This window comes from Fulvimarina thalattae (assembly GCF_040239565.1).
GTDB lineage: Bacteria > Pseudomonadota > Alphaproteobacteria > Rhizobiales > Rhizobiaceae > Fulvimarina.
On sequence record NZ_JBEHWS010000003.1, the window covers coordinates 170,472 to 191,724 of the forward strand.

Annotated in this window: 23 protein-coding genes; 10 read left to right on the plus strand and 13 right to left on the minus strand. The window is 62.7% G+C overall.

The window, feature by feature from the left end:
• Positions 1–42 precede the first annotated feature (42 nt).
• Positions 43–939 (plus strand): 16S rRNA (cytidine(1402)-2'-O)-methyltransferase, encoded by an 897-nt coding sequence (gene rsmI / locus ABRA89_RS05565; RefSeq protein WP_349940459.1) that lies wholly within the window; start codon positions 43–45, stop codon positions 937–939.
• Positions 936–1,331 (plus strand): YraN family protein, encoded by a 396-nt coding sequence (locus ABRA89_RS05570; protein WP_349940460.1) that lies wholly within the window; start codon positions 936–938, stop codon positions 1,329–1,331. The genes rsmI and ABRA89_RS05570 overlap by 4 nt, the downstream gene beginning before the upstream one ends.
• A gap of 94 nt (positions 1,332–1,425) precedes the next feature.
• Here the strand turns inward: ABRA89_RS05570 and ABRA89_RS05575 are convergent, their stop codons facing one another.
• The 7 genes from ABRA89_RS05575 to ABRA89_RS05605 all read right to left on the minus strand — a co-directional run bounded on the left by ABRA89_RS05575 (position 1,426) and on the right by ABRA89_RS05605 (position 6,645).
• On the minus strand, positions 1,426–1,680 hold the full coding sequence (locus ABRA89_RS05575) for a BQ00720 family protein (protein WP_349940461.1): 255 nt from the start codon (positions 1,678–1,680) through the stop codon (positions 1,426–1,428).
• Between the two features lie 36 nt (positions 1,681–1,716).
• Entirely contained in the window at positions 1,717–2,148 is a 432-nt protein-coding gene (locus tag ABRA89_RS05580) for an Hsp20 family protein (protein ID WP_349940462.1), read from the minus strand.
• Between the two features lie 189 nt (positions 2,149–2,337).
• Positions 2,338–2,841, minus strand: coding sequence for a peptide-methionine (R)-S-oxide reductase MsrB (msrB, locus tag ABRA89_RS05585; RefSeq protein WP_349940609.1), 504 nt, complete (start codon positions 2,839–2,841; stop codon positions 2,338–2,340).
• 273 nt (positions 2,842–3,114) lie between these two features.
• Positions 3,115–3,861, minus strand: a complete 747-nt coding sequence (locus ABRA89_RS05590; protein WP_349940463.1) for a fasciclin domain-containing protein — start codon at positions 3,859–3,861, stop codon at positions 3,115–3,117.
• Positions 3,862–4,080: 219 nt separating this feature from the next.
• Entirely contained in the window at positions 4,081–4,512 is a 432-nt protein-coding gene (gene arfB / locus ABRA89_RS05595) for an alternative ribosome rescue aminoacyl-tRNA hydrolase ArfB (RefSeq protein ID WP_349940464.1), read from the minus strand.
• A 170-nt stretch (positions 4,513–4,682) separates the two neighbouring features.
• Positions 4,683–6,293, minus strand: a complete 1,611-nt coding sequence (locus tag ABRA89_RS05600) for a phosphoenolpyruvate carboxykinase (protein ID WP_349940465.1) — start codon at positions 6,291–6,293, stop codon at positions 4,683–4,685.
• A 178-nt stretch (positions 6,294–6,471) separates the two neighbouring features.
• Positions 6,472–6,645 carry a hypothetical protein gene (locus ABRA89_RS05605; protein WP_349940466.1) on the minus strand — a complete coding sequence of 58 codons (174 nt, stop codon included), beginning with the start codon at positions 6,643–6,645 and terminating at the stop codon, positions 6,472–6,474.
• Between the two features lie 103 nt (positions 6,646–6,748).
• On the opposite strand from ABRA89_RS05605, the gene ABRA89_RS05610 reads away from it, so the two are divergent.
• Positions 6,749–7,198, plus strand: a complete 450-nt coding sequence (locus tag ABRA89_RS05610) for a hypothetical protein (protein ID WP_349940467.1) — start codon at positions 6,749–6,751, stop codon at positions 7,196–7,198.
• A 16-nt stretch (positions 7,199–7,214) separates the two neighbouring features.
• On the opposite strand, the gene ABRA89_RS05615 is transcribed toward ABRA89_RS05610, so the two are convergent.
• The 4 genes from ABRA89_RS05615 to ABRA89_RS05630 all read right to left on the minus strand — a co-directional run bounded on the left by ABRA89_RS05615 (position 7,215) and on the right by ABRA89_RS05630 (position 9,600).
• Positions 7,215–7,928, minus strand: a complete 714-nt coding sequence (locus tag ABRA89_RS05615) for a GNAT family N-acetyltransferase (RefSeq protein WP_349940468.1) — start codon at positions 7,926–7,928, stop codon at positions 7,215–7,217.
• On the minus strand, positions 7,925–8,800 hold the full coding sequence (locus ABRA89_RS05620) for an alpha/beta hydrolase (protein WP_349940469.1): 876 nt from the start codon (positions 8,798–8,800) through the stop codon (positions 7,925–7,927). Before ABRA89_RS05620 ends, ABRA89_RS05615 begins: the two co-directional genes overlap by 4 nt.
• Before the next feature lie 115 nt (positions 8,801–8,915).
• Positions 8,916–9,269, minus strand: a complete 354-nt coding sequence (locus ABRA89_RS05625) for a cell division protein ZapA (protein WP_349940470.1) — start codon at positions 9,267–9,269, stop codon at positions 8,916–8,918.
• A gap of 49 nt (positions 9,270–9,318) precedes the next feature.
• Positions 9,319–9,600, minus strand: a complete 282-nt coding sequence (locus tag ABRA89_RS05630; RefSeq protein ID WP_349940471.1) for a DUF4164 family protein — start codon at positions 9,598–9,600, stop codon at positions 9,319–9,321.
• Positions 9,601–10,385: 785 nt separating this feature from the next.
• On the opposite strand from ABRA89_RS05630, the gene tkt reads away from it, so the two are divergent.
• Positions 10,386–12,404, plus strand: coding sequence for a transketolase (gene tkt / locus ABRA89_RS05635; protein WP_349940472.1), 2,019 nt, complete (start codon positions 10,386–10,388; stop codon positions 12,402–12,404).
• A gap of 10 nt (positions 12,405–12,414) precedes the next feature.
• Here the strand turns inward: tkt and ABRA89_RS05640 are convergent, their stop codons facing one another.
• Positions 12,415–13,269: a YihY/virulence factor BrkB family protein gene (locus tag ABRA89_RS05640; protein ID WP_349940473.1), complete on the minus strand. Its 855-nt coding sequence runs from the start codon at positions 13,267–13,269 to the stop codon at positions 12,415–12,417.
• 184 nt (positions 13,270–13,453) lie between these two features.
• On the opposite strand from ABRA89_RS05640, the gene gap reads away from it, so the two are divergent.
• The 6 genes from gap (at position 13,454) to ABRA89_RS05670 (ending at position 20,202) form a co-directional block, all read left to right on the plus strand.
• Complete coding sequence (gene gap, locus ABRA89_RS05645; RefSeq protein ID WP_349940474.1) at positions 13,454–14,461, plus strand: type I glyceraldehyde-3-phosphate dehydrogenase; 1,008 nt, start codon at positions 13,454–13,456, stop codon at positions 14,459–14,461.
• A 206-nt stretch (positions 14,462–14,667) separates the two neighbouring features.
• Positions 14,668–16,476: a potassium/proton antiporter gene (locus tag ABRA89_RS05650; protein ID WP_349940475.1), complete on the plus strand. Its 1,809-nt coding sequence runs from the start codon at positions 14,668–14,670 to the stop codon at positions 16,474–16,476.
• 154 nt (positions 16,477–16,630) lie between these two features.
• Positions 16,631–17,827, plus strand: a complete 1,197-nt coding sequence (locus ABRA89_RS05655) for a phosphoglycerate kinase (RefSeq protein WP_349940476.1) — start codon at positions 16,631–16,633, stop codon at positions 17,825–17,827.
• Positions 17,824–18,615 carry an SGNH/GDSL hydrolase family protein gene (locus ABRA89_RS05660; protein ID WP_349940477.1) on the plus strand — a complete coding sequence of 264 codons (792 nt, stop codon included), beginning with the start codon at positions 17,824–17,826 and terminating at the stop codon, positions 18,613–18,615. The genes ABRA89_RS05655 and ABRA89_RS05660 overlap by 4 nt, the downstream gene beginning before the upstream one ends.
• Before the next feature lie 284 nt (positions 18,616–18,899).
• The gene (locus ABRA89_RS05665; RefSeq protein ID WP_349940478.1) at positions 18,900–19,712 is read left to right on the plus strand and encodes a DUF6030 family protein; all 813 of its coding nucleotides are present in this window, start codon (positions 18,900–18,902) and stop codon (positions 19,710–19,712) included.
• Positions 19,713–19,941: 229 nt separating this feature from the next.
• A complete protein-coding gene (locus ABRA89_RS05670) occupies positions 19,942–20,202 on the plus strand; it encodes a hypothetical protein (RefSeq protein ID WP_349940479.1) in 261 nt (86 codons plus the stop codon).
• A gap of 27 nt (positions 20,203–20,229) precedes the next feature.
• Here the strand turns inward: ABRA89_RS05670 and ABRA89_RS05675 are convergent, their stop codons facing one another.
• Positions 20,230–21,240 (minus strand): ligase-associated DNA damage response exonuclease, encoded by a 1,011-nt coding sequence (locus tag ABRA89_RS05675; protein ID WP_349940480.1) that lies wholly within the window; start codon positions 21,238–21,240, stop codon positions 20,230–20,232.
• Positions 21,241–21,253 lie beyond the last annotated feature (13 nt).

The window sequence follows — 21,253 nt, forward strand, 5'->3', positions numbered from 1 at the left end:
GGCTGCTGGCCCTCCCCGCTCCGCGCGTATAATTCTCCGCGAATGACCCAATCGAATTCCAGCCGGACCTATACGATCCGAGGCGCCGTCCATGAGGCGCGGCGTCCCGAGCCTGGGCTTTATCTCGTCGCGACTCCGATCGGCCATCTCGACGATATGAGCCTGCGCGCGCTCGACGTGATGGCGGGCGCCGAGCAGCTTGCCTGCGAAGATACGCGCGTCACCGGCAAGCTCCTGAAGCGCTACGGCATCGACCGGCGCATGACGACCTATCACGACCATTCCGGTGAAAAGGCCGCCGACACCCTGATCGAGGCTGTCCGTGCCGGCGGATCGGTGGCTCTTGTATCGGATGCAGGCACACCGCTGGTTTCGGACCCAGGCTACGAACTCGTTCAGGCCGCAATCGAGGCGGAGGTTCCGGTCTTCACCATACCTGGCGCATCGGCGGTCCTCACGGCACTCGCGATTTCGGGCCTTCCCTCGGATGCGTTTTTCTTCGCGGGCTTTCTACCGTCCAAGGAAAAAGCGCGGGCCGACCGCCTGGAAGCCCTGCTCCGCATCCCCGGCACGCTCGTCTTCTATGAGGCGCCGCACCGCATAGCGGCCAGTCTCGCGGCGATGAGTGCAGCACTTGGCGATCGCCCGGCAGCCGTGTGCCGTGAGCTGACGAAGATGCACGAAACGGTCTATCGCGGTCCACTCTCGAAGCTTGCAGCCGATTTCGCCGCGATGGAAACAGTGAAAGGCGAGATCGTCGTCTGCATCGGCCCGCCCGCCGAAGACGAAACGCCCGGTGAAGCAGACATCGACGGCATCCTCGAAGGGCTGCTCGCCGAGATGAAGCCCACCAAGGCCGCCCAGGAGGCAGCGCGACTGACCGGACTCCCCCGCCGCGAACTCTACCAGCGCGCGCTTTCGCTCAAGGACAAGGGATGAGCGGGCCGAAGCGCCACGAGAAGAACGCCGGCAAGACCGAACGCCGGTCGCGTTTTCGACGCGGTCACATCGCGGAATACCGGGCAGCGCTCGCCCTCATTCTCAAGGGCTTCCGCATCTCTGCCCGCCGCTACAAGGTGAAGGGCGGCGAGATCGATCTCATTGCGCGCAAAGGCGATCTCGTCGCCTTCGTCGAGGTCAAGGCGCGGTCCAGCGTCGAAGCTGCGATGGAGGCCGTTGCCCCGCAGGCCCAGCGCCGGATCGAGAACGCGGCGGACCAGTGGCTCCGCCGCCAGCCGGATCATGCCCGGCTTACCTCGCGCTTCGATATCGTCGCTGTCTTGCCTCGCCGATGGCCGGTCCACATCCCGAACGCCTGGACAGCCCGCTGAGCTTGTCCCAGCGCATCGCCCATGAAAAAAGCGCCTCCGATCGAGCGGAAGCGCTTCGTTCTATCTTGTTTCGAGCCCCTTTTGTCCGCAGCCGTCAGTGAATGCTGACGGTCTCGAGCTCGTTCTGGCTTGCGCTTTGCAGGATCGATCCCGGATCGTCCGAGACGGCAAGCGGGGTGCCGTCGGCGCCGAAAAGCGCCCAGAGATCAAGGCCCGGCTCGATCTGGTTGCCGACCGGAAATCGCTTGATCATCTCGTCGGAGGACATCCGCCGCATATAAGCGATGTTGCCCTCGCCGATCGCAGCGAGATCGTTTTCTGTCACGTCGTTGATGTTCATGTCAGTCATATTCGTCTCCTCGTAAGGCAAACGCTCGAAACCGGATCATTCCTCGACCGCGATTTCAATCCGTCTGACGATCCGTTCCGGTTCAGGCTTCGCCAGATCGATGGATAACAGGCCGTTCTTCAGTTGAGCGCCGATGATTTCCATTCCATCGGCGAGCAGGAAGCCCTTCTGAAACTGCCGCGCGGCGATCCCGCGATGAAGATAAACCCGCTCGCCTTCCTCGGCCTGACGGCCGCGAATGATCAGCTGGTTTTCCTCCGTTACCACTTCGAGGTCTTCGGGCCGGAAGCCGGCGACCGCGAGTGTAATTCGGATCATGTGAACGTATCCTGAAGCAGCTTCTGCCTCGACACGTTCGATGTTGTAGGGCGGATAACCGTCGCCGCCTTTTGCGAACCGCTCCAGGGTCCGTTCGATGCCGTCAAATCCGAGAAGCAACGGGCTGGAAAACAGGGTGGTTCGGTTCATGGCGTTCGGGTTCAGATCCTTCGTGAAGCGACCTTTATGGCAACGGCCCTTTCAGGCACCGGCGCCGTCTTCACGAATATGGGGTTCTACCCCCTCACCTTCAATCGGCGCGCTCACTGTGGTCCCTGATGAAGACACCGCGTTCGAGGCCGAACGCGGTATATCGTCCCCAGAACTGTGTTCAGCCAATCAGCCGACGCTCGTCGGTCCGGGCTTGAAGTTCAGCGCAACGCCGTTGAGGCAGTGGCGCTTGCCGGTCGGCTTCGGACCGTCGTTGAAGACGTGACCGAGATGGCCGCCGCAACGGGCGCAATGGACCTCGGTGCGCGGATAGATCAGCTTGTAGTCCGTACGTGTACCGATCGCCTTTTCGCTGAGCGGCGCCCAGAAACTCGGCCAGCCGGTGCCGGACTCAAACTTTGTCTCGGAAGAATAGACCGGATTGTCGCATCCCGCGCAGGCGTAGAGTCCCTCTTTCTTGTTCTTGTTGAGCGGGCTTGAGAACGGCGTTTCGGTCGCTTCCTCGCGCAGAACTGCGAACTGGCTCTGCGTCAGGCGCTCGCGCCATTCGTCAGTCGACAGCGAGACAGGGAATTTCTCCTCGGCTGCGTTCGCTCCACTGCGCGCGAAAAGGCCGGCGGCAGCTGCGCCGGCGAGCGCGGTGGCGGATGCAAGAAAGCTGCGTCGTGGCATGGGCATTGTTCATCTCCCTCGGAGGTCGCCGCCTCGGTTGCCCGGCGGCGACGAATATCTTCGTTGTCTTGAAGTAGGTTCGCGGGCCACAGCCGAAAAGTTTCATGCCGTCGCACCCCTCCACCACCGAGATCGCCCTGGCGGAGAGGTGCTTTCGCAAAATGCACGGACCGATTCGCTAGCCAAATACCCCGAGCGACGAAGACCCTACGTCTCGAGACCGAGGCTCCGAACCGGAGTAGTTCATGCGTCGGAGAGGCGTATTCGGGGCTGTCACTCGGCTGGCATCAGCACCGTATCGATCACATGGACAACGCCGTTCGACTGCATGACGTCAGCCTGCGTGACGCGCGCCGCATTCCCCTGCGGGTCGGTGGCGACGATGGTATCTCCGTCCTTCGACAGCGTCAGTTCCTGGCCTTCCAGCGTGGTAACCGGGTGCTCGCCGCCATCCTCCTCGATCAGCTTGGTCAACGCTTCCGACGTCGCCTCTTCGGGAATCACGTGGTAGACGAGGATGTTGGTAAGCCGTTCCTTGTTTTCCGGCTTCAGCAACTCGTCCACAGTGCCGTCGGGCAGCTTCTCGAAGGCCTCGTTGCTTGGCGCGAGGACGGTGAACGGCCCGGCGCCGGACAGAGTCTCCACAAGATCGGCGGCCTTCATAGCCGCAACCAGTGTGGTCAGGTTCGCAGCTTCGGTGGCGTTCTCACCGATCGGCTTCTGCGGGTCCATTGGAGCGCCGCCGACCACCGGCATTTCACCGATGCGCGATCCCGTACCGGCAGAGTCCGATGCACTTTCACTGTCGCTCTGCTCGTCTTCAGGAGTTGGCGCTGCCTCGTTCTCGGGCGCTTCCGCCTCGCTTTCGGGTGCGCTTGGCTCGCTCTCCATCGAACCTGCTTCACTCTCCGGTACACCGGGTTCAGTCTGCATTGGTTCGGAACTGCTGTCCTGGGCATGAGCGGCGCCGGCCACGAGCAGCGTAGCGATTGCGGTGGTTCTGATTAGGGTCTTCAGCATCTTGAAACGACCTCCCTGGGTCTGAACGCGTTTCCAACGTCCGGAACGGCCTTGCGAAGGCCTAGTCATCCGGACGGACCATGCGGGAGCTACGTTCGGGGAGCCTACCGGTTGCCGGAACCGGCATCACAATCGCGTATCGCATGAGATGGGGCGCTCTCTTTTACGGCTTTCGCCGCACCGCGCGGCGCTTGCCGCGGCTGCCCGACGGCTCTGCGCTTACCCGTCCTCCACCTTGCCGCGCATCGCCTTGATATGCCCTCGGCCCTTCTTCGCCTTCAGCCGCCGTTCCATCGCACCGCGCGATGGCCGCGTCTTTTTACGGGGCGGCGGAGGCGGTTTCAGCGCTTCGAGTACCAAATCGCGCAGCCGCTCCCGCGCATCTTCGCGATTGCGCTCCTGGGTACGGTGACGCGAGGCCTCGATCAGCACTTCGCCATCCTTGGTCGCCCGCCGCCCGGCAATCCGCATCAGACGCTGCTTGGCTTCCGGGCTGATCGCGCCGGATCGCGCCGCATAGAACCGCAGCTGCACCGCACTCGACACCTTGTTGACGTTTTGCCCGCCCGGACCGCCAGCCGTCACGAACTGCTCGGAGAGCTCATAGTCGGGAATCGTGATCCGGCTGGTGATCTCGATGGCTTCGGGCATACACAGGGGTCCGGTCGATGGTTGAAGGCGCCCTTTGATTTATAGGCCGTGCGGCCGGCGCTTGAACCCCGCCGCCAGAGTGGCGATCGCTCGCCCACAAACGAAAACGGCCCGCGCATCACGCACGGGCCGCTTCGAGAGGGGATTTGGGGAGTTTTGAATCGGCGGCCTTACTCAGCCGCAATCTTGAAATTTGGCGCTGCCTCCAGAACCGAACCGTCGACCGTATCCTCGAAGCGGTGGAAATTTTCCTGGAACATCTCCACGAGGCGCTTGGCCTGGGCATCGTAAGCCGCCTGATCGGCCCAGGTCGAACGCGGATCGAGGATACGGTCCTCTACACCATCGACCGAAACCGGAACGGCGAACCCGAAATAGGGGTCGGTGCGGAACTGCGCGCCATTCAGCGAGCCGTCCAGCGCAGCGGCGAGAAGCCGGCGGGTCGCCTTGATCGGCATGCGCTGGCCCGTACCGTAGGCACCGCCGGTCCAGCCGGTGTTCACCAGCCAGCAATCGACTTCATGCTTGGCGATCAGGTCGCGCAAGAGATTGCCGTATTCCGACGGATGACGCGGCATGAACGGCGCGCCGAAGCATGTCGAGAACGTCGCTTCAGGCTCGGTCACGCCCTTTTCGGTTCCCGCGACCTTCGCGGTGTAGCCTGAAAGGAAGTGGTACATCGCTTCCGACGGCGTCAGCCGCGCGATCGGCGGCAAGACGCCAAAGGCATCGGCAGTCAGCATCACGATCGCTGACGGATGGCCATCGCGGCCGGTCTTCGAGGCGTTGGGGATGTAGTGCAGCGGATAGGCCGCGCGGGTGTTCTCGGTCAGCGAACCGTCGTTGAAGTCCGGCACGCGGTCCTGATCGAGCACGACATTCTCGAGCACCGTGCCGAACTTGCGGGTCGTGCCGAAGATTTCCGGCTCGCTCTCTTCCGACAGGCGAATGGTCTTCGCATAGCAGCCGCCTTCGAAGTTGAAGATGCCGCTTTCGCCCCAGCCATGTTCGTCGTCACCGATCAGCGTGCGCTCGGGATCGGCCGAAAGCGTCGTCTTGCCCGTACCCGAAAGGCCGAAGAACACCGCCGACTTACCGTCTTCTGCGACATTGGCCGAGCAGTGCATCGGCATGACGCCGGTCTTCGGCAGGCGGTAGTTGAGCGCGGTGAAGACGCTCTTCTTCATCTCGCCGCCATAGGAGGTGCCGCCGATGAGAACGGTGAGGTTTTCGAGATCGCAGCCAATCACCGTCTCGGACCGGCACTCATGCCGCTCGGGATCCGCCGTGAAGGAGGGCAGATCGATGATCGTCATCTCCGGCACGAAGTCGGCCAGGTCCTCCGCGCTCGGGCGGATCAGAAGATTGCGGATGAAGAGCGCATGCCAGGCGAATTCCGTGACGACGCGCACCTTTATGGCGTTTGCCGGATCGGCACCGCCGATCAGGTCCTGAACGAAGAGATCCTTGCCTTCCGCGTGGGTTTTGAAGTCGTCGTAGAGACGGCCGAAGGCGTCAGGCGACATCGGCTTGTTGTTGTCCCACCAGATCGCGTTCTCGGTCGCGTCATCACGGACGACGAACTTGTCCTTGGCGGAGCGGCCCGTGTGCTTACCTGTCGTGACGTTGAGCGCACCGTGAGCCGTCAGCTGCCCCTCGCCCCGCCGCACGGCGACTTCGACGAGCTCGGCTTCCGACAGGTTCCAGCGGATCGAGTTGAGGCCGGAAAGCCCCGTCGTCTCGATCCCTGCATTCGCATTCCGTGTTCCGATCTCGTTCATGGTGCCCATCCCGACCGTAAAAACGCATACGGCCCGCATGACAACGAGCCGCCTCCTGATCAAAGGCTAGCGCAGCGGTCGGATTGTGACAACAGTATTACGGAGAAACGACAAGAAAAACCAAATCTTCAATCGATTTTATTTGCAGCCCCATAAATTCAAACGGTTTGATTCCGAATTAAATCGTTTCAATTACCAAGAATAAACGATGCCGCAACTGCTCTTTTGCACGGCACACACCCTGCTCAGGCAGGCTGGCCACAATATTCAACAAGAATGAGATATACCGCGCAGGCATGTCGTCCTTGATCAAGCCGGCAAATTCGCAAGCCGCCTGCACGGTCTGCGACACGAACCGCACATTCCTAACGAAGTGTTCCACGTCTCAACCTTCGCTTAAGGATTACAGGTAGATAATGGGGGCCAACACGTTCAGCGTATTTCGAGGGGCCACCATGATGAACTTCGTCGCGACCGCTGCCGGTGCAGGCATTGCCGCCGTCGTTCTCGTCGCCAATCTCCAGGGCGCGCCGCTGCCGTCGGAAACGACTCGCGCAGGTGCAACGCTTATCGACCCGAGGACCACCGCAACGGTCCCGGTCGCGAGCGCTCAGCAGGCTTCGCCCGCCATGCGGATGATCGATCTGAGAAGCGGTGCGAGCTGCCGGATCGTTAATCCCGAAGGTCTGTCCGACGAATTCAAGGCTGCCCCGATCGGGCCCGACTGCCAGGGTTCGCCGGCCCTCGTTCGCGTCGCAAAGTGGCGCAAGACCTCGGACGGCACGCTCGAAATGGCCGACGACCGCGACGAGACGGTCCTGCGCTTCATGCCGGGCGATGGCGTCCTCTACGAAAGCATCTATCCGTCTGAGGCACTTGTCACGATTGTCTCCGCCAACGGCTGACCAATAGCCGGGCCGCTCAGGCCTTGCCCAGCGCTTCCGCTGTCAATTCGCTCAGCGGGCGGCGCTGGTTTCCGTCGGCATCGAAGTTCTCCGGATCGAGCCAACGCTCAAAGGCTGGCTCCAGCGCCGGCCATTCCCGGTCGAGCATCGAAAACCACGCCGTATCCCGGTTCTCGCCCTTCACGATCTGGTGCTGCCGGAAGAGGCCTTCGTAGCTGAAGCCAAGGCGCGCGGCGGCGCGCTTGGAAGGCTCGTTCAGAGCGTTGCATTTCCATTCGAATCGGCGATAGCCAAGCGTGTCGAAAACCATCCGCATCAGCAGAAAGTAGCCTTCGCCCGCGGCAACCGTGCGCTGAATCGAAGGCGCGAGGCAGACATGTCCGATCTCGATTACGCCGTTGGACAAGTCGGCACGGAACAAAGCGCAGGCGCCGGCCGCACGGCCGATATCCTTTGGGATGAAGGCATAGAAACGGTGCCCGTCCTGCAGATAAGTCTTGGATGCATAGGCGCGATACGCCTCTTCCGTCTGAAATGGCCCACTATGCATCCAGCGCCACAGGTCACCGTCGCGGTCGGCTGAATAGGCCTCCCAGAGCTCGCCGAACCGACTGTCATCCGTAATCGGCTCCATCGTCACCGTTCGCCCGACAAGCGTCTCGGTTCCCGGAAAGACACGCGGGGCATAGGTTGAGAGGTCGCTCCCGGTTCCCGCACCCGCCAACGTCATCGTGACCGCCCCTTCACGAACTGGATCACATCGGAGCGGATCGACCGGTCGCCCAATTCGAGGGCCGTCGCGAAGGCCTTGATCGTGCCGGTGTGGTCGACGCCCGCCACGATGCGGTCCGAGACGGACACGCCCTCCGCCCGCGCTTTCGCCGCCAGCGATCGCGTGTTCTTCGGATCGACCACCGTATCGGCACCGCCATGGATCAGCAGCATCGGCGGTTCGTCCCCATCGACGAAGTTCACCGGCTGGCTCGCCTCGCGCGTCGCATCGGGGAAGATGCGCATATAGCGCTCGTCGGTCAGCGGCAGGAAATCGAATGGACCGGACAGACCGACAAAACCTGCAAGCGCGCTAATCGACCCGCCGGCCTTGGCGAGATAACGCCCGTCCGTCGCGAGCAGTCCGGCGATCTCGGCTCCGGCCGAATGGCCCATCAGGAACAACGGATGGCTTCCGGCAGGAATGCCGTTCTCGCCCTGCCGAGCCCACGCACCGACCGAAACGGTCGCGCGCGCCGCATCCTCGATAAAGCCGGGGAACTGCACTTCCGGATAGAGCCGGTAGTTGGGCACCGCGACGATGATCCCCTCGCTCGCCAGCGACTGGCCGACGAAGAGATAGATGTCCTTGCTGCCCGTATCCCAACTTCCGCCATGGACGAAGATGACGACCGGCGCGTTCGGCCCGGCGCCTTCCGGAATATAGAGATCGAGCGTCCCGCGCTCTCCCGGCATATAGCGGACATTTTCGACGATGCTGTATCCGGCCCCGCTCGTCACGGCGTTCAACGCGCCGGCGCAGCCCGCGAGCCAAAGGGCATAGAGCGAGCAGAGTATCGGCGTGATTCCCCGAAAAGCTTTGGTTCTCAATGAAATATCTTCGTCTGCTACGCTCAACGCTTTATCTCGCTGCCAAAGGATAATGCCGTGCACCAGCGCCGCAACGGATGCGACGATCGGGCGTCGAAAATACGATCGCCACTCGTCAGGAGATGCGGCTCGCCAACGTTTCCATCAGGTGAGAGGCCTTGTCCATGGCCTTGGCACAACGGTTGCGCAGATCGGCCATCCGGTCTTCAAGCGACGAGACCTTGCTCTTCAGGGTCTGGTTCTCGTCTTCCAGCGTATTGATCCGGTTCTGGGCATCGGCCAGTTCGTCCGCCGTCATGATCGCCGCCATGATGGTCAGGCGCTGGTCGCCGATCTGCCCGACGCCGTCCTTCAGGCCCTGGATCTTCTCCTCGATCCCGGAAGCGAGATCGTGAAGATGATCCTCCTCGCCCGGCCCGCAGGCCATGCGATAGGTCTTTCCGTCGATCGTTACGACCACCTGCGGCATCGCGGTCCAACTCTTCCCTCATCGCGGCCGGCTCGCGCCGGCCAAGGCTTCATTCCTCGCTCGGCGCTATCACGTTGCGAACCCGCTCCATGGCATCGACGAGCCGGTGCGAAACTTCGCGGTTCGCCTTCTCCAGCCGTTCGCTGCGGGCGAGCGCATTGTCGAGTTCCCGCGCAAGACGTCCACGGTCGGCGGTCATTCGCTGGATCGCGGCCTCGGTGTCGACGAGCACGGCCTCGCGGGCAAGCCGCGTGTCGATCGCCGTCGACAGTGCGTCCGCAGCAGCCTGCAACCGCGCCTCGCTCCGCTCGAAATCGCCGTCCTCCGCCATTGTCCGATCCACTTGATTCGCTGAAGCCTCCCGCTCTCGGCATGGTTTAACCCGCCCGAAGGCTGCGGAAAAGGCGAGTGTCGAGCGAAACGCGCGCAAACCGTACCGCGAAAGAGCAGTTTATGGCCCAGCCACGGACTGCCGGCTCCGCTCATTCAGTGGATTTGCGCTGCGGCCACAAACGCCCGACAATCAATTAGAATAGCGTCAGCACACGCAAGGACATGCTGACAGGGCTTGCTGAAACTTGCCGATCACGGTTTCATCAAAAGCCTTTGAAGAATGAGCAGACCTCTTGAGTGGCCCGAAAGCGACCGGGAAACCGGCAAGCGTAGGGAGTTCGACGAGCGGTCCCTGACGCTGGCCGGTGATGCCAAAGCCCTGATTTTTGTCCTGCGGCAATCGAGGCAATTTTCGCTGCGAGGATTCCGGAACTGACGGTCCTGTGCTTCGGCCACGCCCCTCCCACTGCAAGCCACGACGAGGTCTAGGCGGCCCTGAAACGGGAGACTGACACCGCCTACAGAGTCTTTCATTTTGAAGACGGCGAACTGTCAGCTCCGCCGAAGCCGGCTTGACCTTCTGACGACCACTCGCTCCAATACACATATGCCCGGCAGTGCATCACGGATTTCAATTCCAGAAAGCGATCTCACCATAGGCTGTCGAGGCTTAATTGCAGGCAACGTTGACAGCTCATCGAGCCTGTGATGTCTCCCCGCGAAATTGGAAAAGATGGCCCGACACGCAGGCCGTGCGGACCCTTAAGCTACTAGAGCGCCTCCATGACCAGTCCCGAAAACGCCCGCGACATGGCAAACGCCATCCGCTTCCTCAGTGCCGACGCGGTCGAGAACGCGGGGTCCGGCCATCCCGGCCTGCCCCTTGGCGCGGCGGACATCGCGACCGTTCTCTTTACGCGCTTCATGCGCTTCGATCCCACCATGCCAGACTGGCCGAACCGAGATCGGTTCGTGTTTTCCGCCGGGCATGGATCGATGCTGCTCTACAGCCTCCTCTATCTGCTCGGCTACAAGGACATCGATATCGACGAAATCCGCAGCTTCCGGCAGCTCGGATCGAAGGCCGCGGGCCATCCCGAATACGGCCACGCCGCCGGTATCGAGACGACGACCGGCCCGCTCGGCCAGGGCATCGCGAATTCCGTCGGCATGGCGATCGCCGAACGCCATCTCGCCGCGCGCTTCGGGAACGAAATCGTCGATCACCGCACCTATGTCTTCGTCGGCGACGGCTGCCTGATGGAAGGCATCTCCCAGGAGGCGATCTCGCTCGCCGGCCAGCTGAACCTTTCCAAGCTGACCATGATCTGGGACAATAACGGCATCACGATCGACGGTAACGTCTCCCTCGCCGATTCGACCGATCAGCTCGCCCGCTTCCAGGCCTGCGGCTGGGATACATTCTCCTGCGATGGGCACGATCAGGAGGAGATCGCCGCGGCGATCGAGTCCGCCAACGCCTCCGACAAGCCCAGCCTGGTCGATTGCCGCACGACGATCGGCTTCGGCGCGAGCGGCAAGGCCGGCACAGCGAAGGCCCATGGCTCACCGCTCGGCGAAGATGAAATCAAGACGATGCGCGAGACGCTCGGCTGGCCGCACGAACCGTTCGAAGTCCCTGCCAATATCGTCGACCAATGGCGCATCGCCGGCCTCAGATCGGCCGCAGCCCGCCGCAAATGGGAAGAGCGCCACGCCGCCCTCGATGCCGAGCAGCGCGGCGAGTTCGACCGCGCCCACCGCGGCGACCTTCCGAGCGGCCTCAAACAGCGGATCGAACGCGCCAAGCGCAATGCCAACGAGACGCGGCCCGCGCTCGCAACCCGCAAGGCATCGGAAATGGCGCTCGACGTCATCAACGAAATCGTGCCCGAGACCCTGGGCGGTTCGGCCGATCTGACCGGCTCGAACAACACGCTCACCAAGGATCTTGGGGTCCTGACCCGAGAGGATTACGGCGGCCGCTACATCCATTACGGCATCCGCGAGCACGCCATGGCCGGCGTCATGAACGGGATGGCGCTGCATGGCGGCGTCATTCCCTATGGCGGCACCTTCCTGGTCTTCTCGGACTACGCGCGCGGCGCGATCCGGCTGACGGCGCTGATGGGGCTGCGCGTCGTCTATGTCCTGACGCACGATTCGATCGGCCTCGGCGAGGACGGTCCGACCCATCAGCCGGTCGAGCATCTCGCCGCCCTGCGCGCGATCCCCAATCTCGCCGTGATGCGCCCCGCCGATCTCGTCGAAACGCTGGAGTGCTGGTCTATCGCGCTTCAGTCCGAGAACCGGCCAACGGTTCTCGCGCTCTCGCGCCAGACCGTGCCCGCTTTGCGGACGGACGAGCATGACGAGAACAAGTCGGCCCGCGGCGCCTACGAACTCGTCTCCGCCCATGGCGAGGCGAAGGTCACCCTCTTTGCGACCGGTACGGAGGTCGAGATCGCCGTGGCGGCCCAGAAAACGTTGGAACAGGACGGCTTCCCGACCCGCGTCGTTTCGGTGCCGTGCTTCGAACTATTCGAAGCCCAGCCCGAAGAATACCGCGCAGCCTTTATCGACGACCCTTCGCTCAAGGTCGCGATCGAGGCCGGCGTCCGGCAGGGCTGGGACACTCTCATCGGCCGCCATGGTATCTTCGTCGGCATGACGGGCTTTGGAGCCAGCGGCAAGGCAGACGACCTCTACAAGCATTTCGGAATCACCGCGGACGAGGTCGTCCGGCAGGTGATCGATCGCATGGCGCCTGAGCCGGAGGAAGGCGAGGAAACGGAAGCGTGATCGCTCGGCATTACGCCGGCTGCGGCTCGCCCTCCGAGGTTCCACGCTCGACCGAGTAGGCCCAGGTGAACTCGGCGCCGAACAGGAATATCTGGCAGGTGTAGAAGATCCAGAGGAGGATCGTCACCAGCGACGCCGCCGAGCCGTAAGTGGAAGTGATCCCGCTCTGGCCGATGTAGAGGCCGATCAGGAACTTGCCGATTTCAAGAAGCGCGGCCGTCAGCGCCGCGCCGACGATCACCGTCAGCCATTCCAGCCGCTTGTTCGGCAACAGCCGGAAGATGAGGGCGAAGAGGGCGGTCGCGACCGTCCAGCTGAACAAGACGTTCAGGCCGACGACCAACACCGTCAGATCCTCGAAGCGGGTGAGGATGTAGGCCGAGAGCGCGGTCAGCCCGGCATCGATCACCAGCGAAATCAAAAGCAAAAAGCCGAGTGTCAGCACCAGCGCGAGGCTGATCAGCCGACCGCGCACTATCGCCCAGAAATCTCCGACCTTCGGCTGGGACCGGAAGATGATGTTGAGGTCGTCCTGCAATTCGACGATCGCGCCGGTTGCCAGCACGAAGAACATCGCGACCCCGAAAAGTATTGAAAACCACCCCGTTCCGAACTGGGTCGCGGCACTCAGCATCGAGTCGAGCGCACCCGCCGCATCTGTTCCGATCAGCGACCCGGCCTCGTCGACGACCGCAAGCCGCGTCGCGTCATGGCCGAAGAAGAGACCGGCGATCGTCACGCTCGCGAGCAGCACCGGCCCCAGCGAGAAAAGCGCATAGAACGAGATCGCCGCGCCGAGGCTCAACGCCCGGTCGTTCCACCATCCGATGATGGCTGCCCTGAAGAGTCGGACGATCTTCTGCATGCACGCCCGCTCCTTTTCATCGCCCGGCAACTCTGCCCATCAGCGAAACGCGGCCATACCATCACCAAAGCTCATGGTATTTGCGCATTGATCGCACGAAGGCTTGGCATTACGTGGACAACCAACGTCCGGTCGCAAGCCCGGCAGTGTTCGAGACCTTTGAAGATCCGGGAGACCTTTACCAATGGCAGTTCGCGTCGCAATCAACGGCTTCGGCCGCATCGGCCGCAACATCCTCCGCTCGATCATCGAGTCGGGCCGCACGGATATCGAGGTCGTCGGCATCAACGATCTCGGTCCGGTCGAGACCAACGCCCACCTCATTCGCTACGATTCAGTCCACGGCCGCTTCCCCGGCGAGGTGAAAGTCGACGGCGAGACGATCGATGTCGGTCGCGGCCCGATCCGCGTTACCTCCGAGCGTGATCCGAAGAACCTGCCTTGGGGCGATCTCGGCGTCGACGTCGCCCTCGAATGCACCGGTCTCTTCACCGCCCGCGACAAGGCCTCCGCCCATCTCGACGCCGGCGCGAAGAAGGTCCTCATTTCGGCACCGGGCACCGAAGCCGATCTCACCGTCGTCTATGGCGTCAACCACGACAAGCTCACGAGCGAGCACAAGGTGGTATCCAACGCCTCCTGCACCACGAACTGCCTCTCGCCGGTCGCCATGGTCCTCAACGAAGCCATCGGCATCGAGAAGGGCATGATGACGACGATCCACTCCTATACCGGAGACCAGCCGACGCTCGACACCATGCACAAGGATCTTTACCGGGGCCGCGCCGCTGCGCTCTCTATGATCCCGACCTCGACCGGTGCCGCCAAGGCCGTCGGCCTCGTCCTGCCGGAGCTCGACGGCAAGCTCGACGGCTTCGCCATGCGCGTCCCGACCCCCAACGTCTCGGTGGTCGATCTCAAATTCGTCGCCAAGCGCGAGACCAGCGTCGACGAGATCAAGAACGCCATCAAGACAGCCGCCGACGGCCCGCTTAAGGGCGTTCTCGGCTACACCAACGAAAAGAACGTCTCGATCGACTTCAACCACGATCCCCATTCCTCGATCTTCCACATGGACCAGACCAAGGTCATGGAAGGCACCCTCGTCTCGGTCCTCTCCTGGTACGACAACGAATGGGGCTTCTCGAACCGCATGTCCGACACCGCGATCGCGTTGCACAACGCGGGCTGATCGCGCTCTCACACATTTGAAGCCAACGGAAACGGGTCGCCCACAAGCGGCCCGTTTTCACATTCGCCATGCAAGAAAGGCATTGGCCGGACAGATTTCGAGACTCATATGGTTTTGAAATCAATTCCCGGACGCTGCCACACGATCGGTCGCGCCGGACCTTCTCCCAGCAGCCATCGCCAAAATGGCCGCATGATTGATCCCCGATGCTCGAAGACCTCTATCTCGTCATCCTTGTCGGCACGGTCCTCGTGCTTCTGGCGGCGTTCTCCAGCCTGCTCGCCTCGCGCTTCGGCACGCCGCTGCTGCTGCTCTTCCTGTCGGTCGGCCTGATCGCGGGCACGGACGGTCTCGGCCTCGAATTCGACAACGAGCCGGTCGCCTATTTCGTCGGCACGCTGGCGCTCGCGGTCATCCTCTTTGATTCCGGCTTCCAGACGCCTCTATCGACCTTCCGGCAGGCGGCGGCCCCGGCCATCACGCTCGCAACGATCGGCGTCCTCGGCACAGCCGTCCTGTTCGGCCTCGCGGCGAATTGGCTGCTCGGGATCGGTCTCATGGAAGGCATGCTGCTCGGCGCGATCGTCGGCTCGACTGATGCCGCCGCCGTTTTCTTCCTCCTCAAGACCAGCGGCATTATCCTGCGAGACCGCATCCGTTCGCTGCTGGAAATCGAGTCCGGCACCAACGACCCGATGGCAATCTTTCTCACCATCGCCCTGGTGGAACTCCTCGCCGAGGGCGGCGGCTTCGAGCAGCTGGGGATCAGCGTCCTGCTCGGCTTCATCCAACAGATGGGCCTTGGCATCGTCGCCGGCCTCATCGGCGGGCGCGGCATCGCCTATTTCATCGCCAGGCTCACGGTCGATCGCGGGCTTCTGCCGATCCTCATCATCGCCCTTGCACTGGCGCTCTTCGCACTCACCGGTGCTCTTGGCGGTTCGGGCTTTCTCGCAGTCTATGTAGCTGGCCTTTACGCGGGAAATGCCGGGTTGAAGCGGGCGGCCTCGATCCGGCGCTTCCAGGAAGGCATGACCTGGCTCGCCCAGATCATCATGTTCCTTATTCTCGGCCTTCTCGCGACGCCGCGCAATTTCGACGCGATCCTGATCCCCGGCATCCTGCTCGCGTTCTTCCTCATCTTCGTCGCGCGGCCGGTCGCGGTCTGGCTTTGCCTGCTGCCCTTCGGCTTCCGCAAGCGGGAAACCCTCTTCATCTCCTGGGTCGGCCTGCGCGGCGCGGTCTCGATCCTTCTCGCCATCCTGCCGATCCTCGGCGGCATCGAGGGCTTCTACGCCTTCTTCAACATCGCCTTCGTCATCGTCCTCACTTCGCTTCTGCTACAGGGCTGGACGCTTGCGAGCGTGGCGCGATGGCTCCGGCTCACGGTCCCGCCACGCATCGGCCCGATCGAGAAATTCGAGCTCGAACTCCCCGGCGCGGCCGATCACGAACTTCTTTCCTACCGGGTCGTGGAGGGCAGCCCGGTCGCCACCGGCTCGCGCGTACCGCGCTGGGCCCGGCCATCCTTGGTCATCCGCAACGGGCGCTCCATGCGCTATCAGTATGCAGGGCGCCTTCAGCCGGGAGACTACGTCTATCTTTTCATCTCGCCGCGCTTCCCGCCGCTTCTCGACCGTCTCTTCGCCAGCCGATCGCCGGTCGAGGAGGACGACGAAGAATTCTTCGGCGAATTCACCATCAATCCGGCTTCGCCCGCCGCATCGCTCGCGGAGGCCTACGGTTTCGATCTTCCGGAAGAAGAACGGGAGCTGACGGTCGACGAGCTGATGTCCCGCCGCCTCGGTGGTTATCCCTCCTATGGCGACCGCGCGCCGATAGGACCGGTGGAACTCATCGTTCGCGAGACCGGACCGGATCGAACCATCGTCAGCGCGGGCCTCTCGCTCTCGCCCCCTGACAATACGCTCCTGCCGATCTTCAGAAGCACCAAGGAAGGCCGCTCCGCGATCAGACGTCTTTTCCGGCGAGCCAAGTCGAACGATCAGAATTGAAGTCCCTCTTCGGCACGATCTGCCTATCACCGCCAGTCATGCGATTTCTTCGCTTGCCGCAGGCGCGGCCAAAACCGTACAAAGACGCCAAACATCAGAGCGGGCCTTTTGTATAAAGGTCCGGACAAACGAAAGAGTTGGGTTCGACCTTCAGATGACCTTCCAGTTCAGAACGATTGACGACGCGGACGTCACCGGAAAGCGCGTCCTCGTGCGCGTCGATTTCAATTTGCCGATGAAAGACGGGAAGGTCACGGACGCAACGCGCATCGACCGCGCTCTGCCGACCATTGCGGAGCTTGCCGAGAAGGGCGCACGGGTCATCCTGCTCGCCCATTTCGGCCGTCCGAAAGGCGAGCCCAATCCCGCCATGTCATTGAAGCCGATCGCCGAAGTCCTGTCCGAGCGTCTCGGAAAGCCGGTCGGTTTCGCCGATGACTGTATCGGCCCCGTCGCCGCCGGGATCGTCGAAATGCTGAAGGACGGCGATGTCGTTCTTCTCGAAAACACCCGCTTCCATGCCGGCGAAGAGGCGAACGCGCCGGAATTTGCCGAAAGCCTCGCCTCCCTTGGCGATATCTACGTCAACGACGCGTTCTCCGCCGCCCACCGGGCCCACGGCTCCACGGAGGGCGTCGCCCACCACCTGCCCTCTTATGCCGGCCGTACCATGCAGGCGGAAATCGAGGCCCTTCAGGCCGGTCTGGAAGCCCCGGAAAAACCGGTCGTCGCGATCGTCGGCGGCTCAAAGGTTTCCACGAAGATCGACGTCCTCACAAATCTTCTCGATCGGGTGGACAGTCTCGTCATCGGCGGCGGCATGGCCAACACCTTCCTTGCGGCAAAAGGCGTCAATGTCGGCCAGTCGCTCTGCGAGCACGATCTTGCAGACACCGCGCGCTCCATCATGAAGCGCGCGGATGAAAAGGGCTGCGAGATCCTGCTCCCGACCGATGTCGTCGTCGCCCGCCAGCTGCGCTCAGGCGGATCGACCGAGACCGTCCCTGTCGAGGAAACGCCCGAGGACATGATGATCCTCGACGCCGGTCCGGAATCGCTGAAAGCCGTGAACGAACGGCTCGACAACGCGAAAACCCTCGTCTGGAACGGCCCCCTCGGCGCCTTCGAGGTCGAGCCTTTCGACGAGGCGACTATCGGCGCGGCGCGACATGCGGCGGAGTTGACCCGAGGCGGAAAGCTGGTTTCCATCGCGGGCGGCGGTGATACGGTGGCAGCTCTCAACCAGGCCGGTGTCAGCGATGATTTCAGCTATATCTCGACGGCGGGCGGCGCTTTCCTCGAATGGATGGAAGGCAAGGCCCTCCCCGGAGTGGAGGTCTTGAAGGAATGAGCCAACTGAGCTTCGAGGAAGTCGTTCCTCCCTTCGACGGGTTCGCCGCCGGCGGTATTGCCGCCTCCGGCAAGACCGCTCTCATTTCGTGGCTGCTGCTGCCCGTCTATATCTGGCAGGGCATCCGAGCCCGCAGGCGCATCATCCGCATGGGCCCGCCGGTCGGCCCGCTCACCGGCTTCGTCGGCACCGAATCCGTCAAGGACGCGGCCGTCCGCCTCCTCGTCATCGGCGATTCCAGCGCCGCCGGCGTCGGCGTCGACCGGATCGAGGATTCACTCGGGCCCAAACTCGCCGAGCGGATATTCGCCATCACCGGCAGATCGGTCTTCTGGCGCACCGCCGGCTCGAATTCCGCCGTGTCGGCCGATGTTAGGGACCATGTCGTGCCCAACCTCGCCCGCGAGGCCTTCACCCATATCGTCCTGATGATCGGCACCAACGACGCCAAGAACTTCCACGGCGCCAAGCGATTCAAGAAGGGTTTCGGCACCCTTCTCTACGCGCTGAGGGCGAAATGGCCCGAAGCGCGCCTCGTCTGGTCTCCACCGGTCGACATGAAACGCGTTCCGGCGCTGCCGCGCGCGCTGGCCCATGTCCTTGAGCTGCGCGCACGGATCATCCGGCGCATGGGCACTGCGCTCTGCTTCGAACGCGGCGCCATCGTGGCAACCACGCTTCCGCGCGTCGAACCGCTCGGTTTTTCGCGCGACGGCTTCCACGCTTCGGCCGATGGTTATGTCTATTACGCCAGTCATCTCCTCGATTATGTGATAGAGCGCCGCTGAGCGGATCGTCCTTAAGCAAGACCGGTTTCGCCAAACCAAAAGTGGCGCGAAGCCTGCTCCCGAACTGTTCGGTGGCCGCTTCCGCCGGGTTTCGCCCTCTTCTGGACGAATTCGCTGCCTACTAGTCACAGGCAGGGGGATGAATCACCGAAAGCCGCACCAAACGGCTCCGGAGATTCGACTCTCCACGTCAACGTTTCTTTAACTATCCGCGAGACCCGTGTTTCGCGTCTGGTTCCTATGGAAAACCTTTCGCCGGATAGTTCGTAAGGAGGACTTCGACCGTGAATCGATGGAATGGAGCAGAGCGCTTCCTGGCCCTCAAACGCCTCGTCGGCGAACACCGAACACCCGGCGAAATAGCGATCCACTTCCTCGGCACGACGACCTTCCGCTTCATGCTTCTCGCCGTCGCCATCTCCGGCGTCGCCTTCGCGGTCCGCACGAGCGACGCTTTCCAGACGGTCCAGTTCGCCGCCATCAACGCCGAGACGAAACGTCAGGTCGCGGGCGCTGCGAACCTCATCAATCCGGACCGCTCGGCCGCGACACAGATCACCGCCGCCAAGCCGCGACTCCTGAAGACCGTCGCGCTCGAACGCAAGCAGCCCGAGCCGGTCAAACAGCCGGAGCCCAAACAGGCTGAAGAGACCGGCATAATCGCCGCCTCCCCCGACACGCTCTGCAAGACCCTCGGCAAAGGCGCTGAATGGGACAAGAGCCCGCTCTTCGACGGCGAGAACGAGTGCTACGGCAATCAGGACGGCGAAGGCTTCTCGATCGCCCAGATCGCCCGCGGCCCGGCAGGCTCCGAGGTCGACACACTCCGCTTCAAGCTTGATCTCGAAGACGAGAAAGCGGCCGACGACGCGACCGAAGTCCTAACCAAGGAGCTCGACGAAGCGCTCGCCCTCGGTAAGGTCACCGCGCCCTCCGGTTTCGTCGAAAGCGTTTCCAAGCTTGAAGACATCAAGGCGACGTCCGGCGCCCTCGCCTTCAACTTCGAGCGCGAGATCGGCGCCGCCAACCGCTTCAATCTCGTCATCCAGAAAAAATCCGACGATAAGAGCGACCGCCTCGTTCAACGGCGGCCTTGACGTAGCGGGCACTGGCTCCTTTTCGTTTTTCGATTTGATTTGAATATCTTGAGGCGCTTCCGCAGGTCGGCGTGAGCGCTCGAAGCCTGCGCCTGTGGCGTTTTGCCCTCCCTAGCATCGTTCAAAATGGATTGTTTCGCCCTTGCGAAACAAAGTCGCCGTCCCTTCGTTCAGCCTTACCAAACGCGCTCTCTACGGGGCGGCATCTCATTTCGGAAAACATTAGGTAATGGCTGAAAAACTGAAAGAATCCGACGCCAAGCAGGGACGCTCGGGTCGACCGATCCTCATCGTCCTCATCGCGGGCGTCGCCCTCATCGTCGTCGGATATTTGATCGTCGGAGCCGTTGGCGTGTCCTCATCGCCGGACGGTAGTCTCGAACAGACCGAATCCATCGAATCCTCCGACGCCCCGGCCGCGGATGGCGAAGTCGTATCTCCCGAGGAGAGCGACCCGCAGGAGAACAGCGGCGTCAACGTGCCCGATTGAGGTCTCTGAGGATGAAGGCGGAGGTTCCTATTCCGCCTCGTCCTCATAGCCCACCAGATGAAGCGGGCGCGCCGCGACGCCTTGAAGCTCGCACCAGCGCACCAGTGCTTCTTCCCGGCCGTGGGTCACCCACACCTCTTCCGCTTCCACATCCTTGATCGTCTGTGTCAGCTCGTCCCAGTCGGCATGGTCCGACAGGATGAGCGGCAGTTCGACGCCCCGTTGGCGCGCCCTTTGGCGCACCCGCATCCAGCCGGAAGCAAAGCTCGCCACCGGGTCCGGAAACCGTCGCGCCCATTTGTCGGCGAAGGCGGACGGCGTCCCGACGATCAGCGCCCCGGCGAAGTCCCCCTTCTTCCCGTTCTCGATCGTTGCGGGCAGAAGCTCGCCCAGATCCACGCCCTCACGCTGATAGAAGTCGCACAGCTTCTTCAGCGCGCCGTGGATATAGATCGGCCTGTCATATCCCGCCTCGCGCACATGCCGGATCACCCGCTGGGCCTTCCCCAGCGCGTACGCCCCGACGATATGCGCCCGCTCGGGAAACCGCCGCATTGAGGCGAGCAGCTTCTCCACCTCCGCGGCCGTGTCCGGATGGCGGAAAACGGGAAGTGCGAAGGTCGCCTCGGTGATGAAGACATCGCATTTCACCGGCTCGAACGTCGCGCAGGTCGGATCGCGACGCCGCTTGTAGTCGCCCGAGGCGACGATCCGTATCCCCTTCCACTCGACGGCAATCTGCGCCGAGCCGTAAACATGGCCGGCCGGGTGGAAGCTCACCGTCACGTCGCCGATCTTCGTCGTCTCGCCCAGCCCAGCCGGCTGGCGGGTTTCGCAGAAATTCTCGCCATAGCGGATCGCCATGATGTCCAGCGTCTCGCGCGTCGCCATCACGGCGCGATTGCCCGGCCGCGCATGGTCGGCATGGCCGTGGGTGACGAGCGCGCGGTCCACCCTGCCCACCGGATCGATGTAGAAATCGCCGGGCGGACAGTAGAGTCCCTCGCGGGTCGGGCGGAGAAGATCGTCGGCTTTCATGCCCTGTCAGATA

Bases quoted from the DNA above. Each gene is read 5' to 3' on its own strand.
- msrB (WP_349940609.1), bottom strand. From the start codon at position 2,841: ATGCCACGACGCAGCTTTCTTGCATCCGCCACCGCGCTCGCCGGCGCA.
- ABRA89_RS05600 (WP_349940465.1), bottom strand. From the start codon at position 6,293: ATGAACGAGATCGGAACACGGAATGCGAATGCAGGGATCGAGACGACG.
- ABRA89_RS05590 (WP_349940463.1), bottom strand. From the start codon at position 3,861: ATGCTGAAGACCCTAATCAGAACCACCGCAATCGCTACGCTGCTCGTG.
- ABRA89_RS05580 (WP_349940462.1), bottom strand. From the start codon at position 2,148: ATGAACCGAACCACCCTGTTTTCCAGCCCGTTGCTTCTCGGATTTGAC.
- ABRA89_RS05640 (WP_349940473.1), bottom strand. From the start codon at position 13,269: ATGCAGAAGATCGTCCGACTCTTCAGGGCAGCCATCATCGGATGGTGG.
- ABRA89_RS05630 (WP_349940471.1), bottom strand. From the start codon at position 9,600: ATGGCGGAGGACGGCGATTTCGAGCGGAGCGAGGCGCGGTTGCAGGCT.
- tkt (WP_349940472.1), top strand. From the start codon at position 10,386: ATGACCAGTCCCGAAAACGCCCGCGACATGGCAAACGCCATCCGCTTC.
- ABRA89_RS05570 (WP_349940460.1), top strand. From the start codon at position 936: ATGAGCGGGCCGAAGCGCCACGAGAAGAACGCCGGCAAGACCGAACGC.
- ABRA89_RS05675 (WP_349940480.1), bottom strand. From the start codon at position 21,240: ATGAAAGCCGACGATCTTCTCCGCCCGACCCGCGAGGGACTCTACTGT.
- ABRA89_RS05625 (WP_349940470.1), bottom strand. From the start codon at position 9,269: ATGCCGCAGGTGGTCGTAACGATCGACGGAAAGACCTATCGCATGGCC.
- ABRA89_RS05575 (WP_349940461.1), bottom strand. From the start codon at position 1,680: ATGACTGACATGAACATCAACGACGTGACAGAAAACGATCTCGCTGCG.
- ABRA89_RS05615 (WP_349940468.1), bottom strand. From the start codon at position 7,928: ATGACGTTGGCGGGTGCGGGAACCGGGAGCGACCTCTCAACCTATGCC.
- ABRA89_RS05660 (WP_349940477.1), top strand. From the start codon at position 17,824: ATGAGCCAACTGAGCTTCGAGGAAGTCGTTCCTCCCTTCGACGGGTTC.
- ABRA89_RS05650 (WP_349940475.1), top strand. From the start codon at position 14,668: ATGCTCGAAGACCTCTATCTCGTCATCCTTGTCGGCACGGTCCTCGTG.
- ABRA89_RS05655 (WP_349940476.1), top strand. From the start codon at position 16,631: ATGACCTTCCAGTTCAGAACGATTGACGACGCGGACGTCACCGGAAAG.
- gap (WP_349940474.1), top strand. From the start codon at position 13,454: ATGGCAGTTCGCGTCGCAATCAACGGCTTCGGCCGCATCGGCCGCAAC.
- arfB (WP_349940464.1), bottom strand. From the start codon at position 4,512: ATGCCCGAAGCCATCGAGATCACCAGCCGGATCACGATTCCCGACTAT.
- ABRA89_RS05610 (WP_349940467.1), top strand. From the start codon at position 6,749: ATGATGAACTTCGTCGCGACCGCTGCCGGTGCAGGCATTGCCGCCGTC.
- ABRA89_RS05670 (WP_349940479.1), top strand. From the start codon at position 19,942: ATGGCTGAAAAACTGAAAGAATCCGACGCCAAGCAGGGACGCTCGGGT.
- rsmI (WP_349940459.1), top strand. From the start codon at position 43: ATGACCCAATCGAATTCCAGCCGGACCTATACGATCCGAGGCGCCGTC.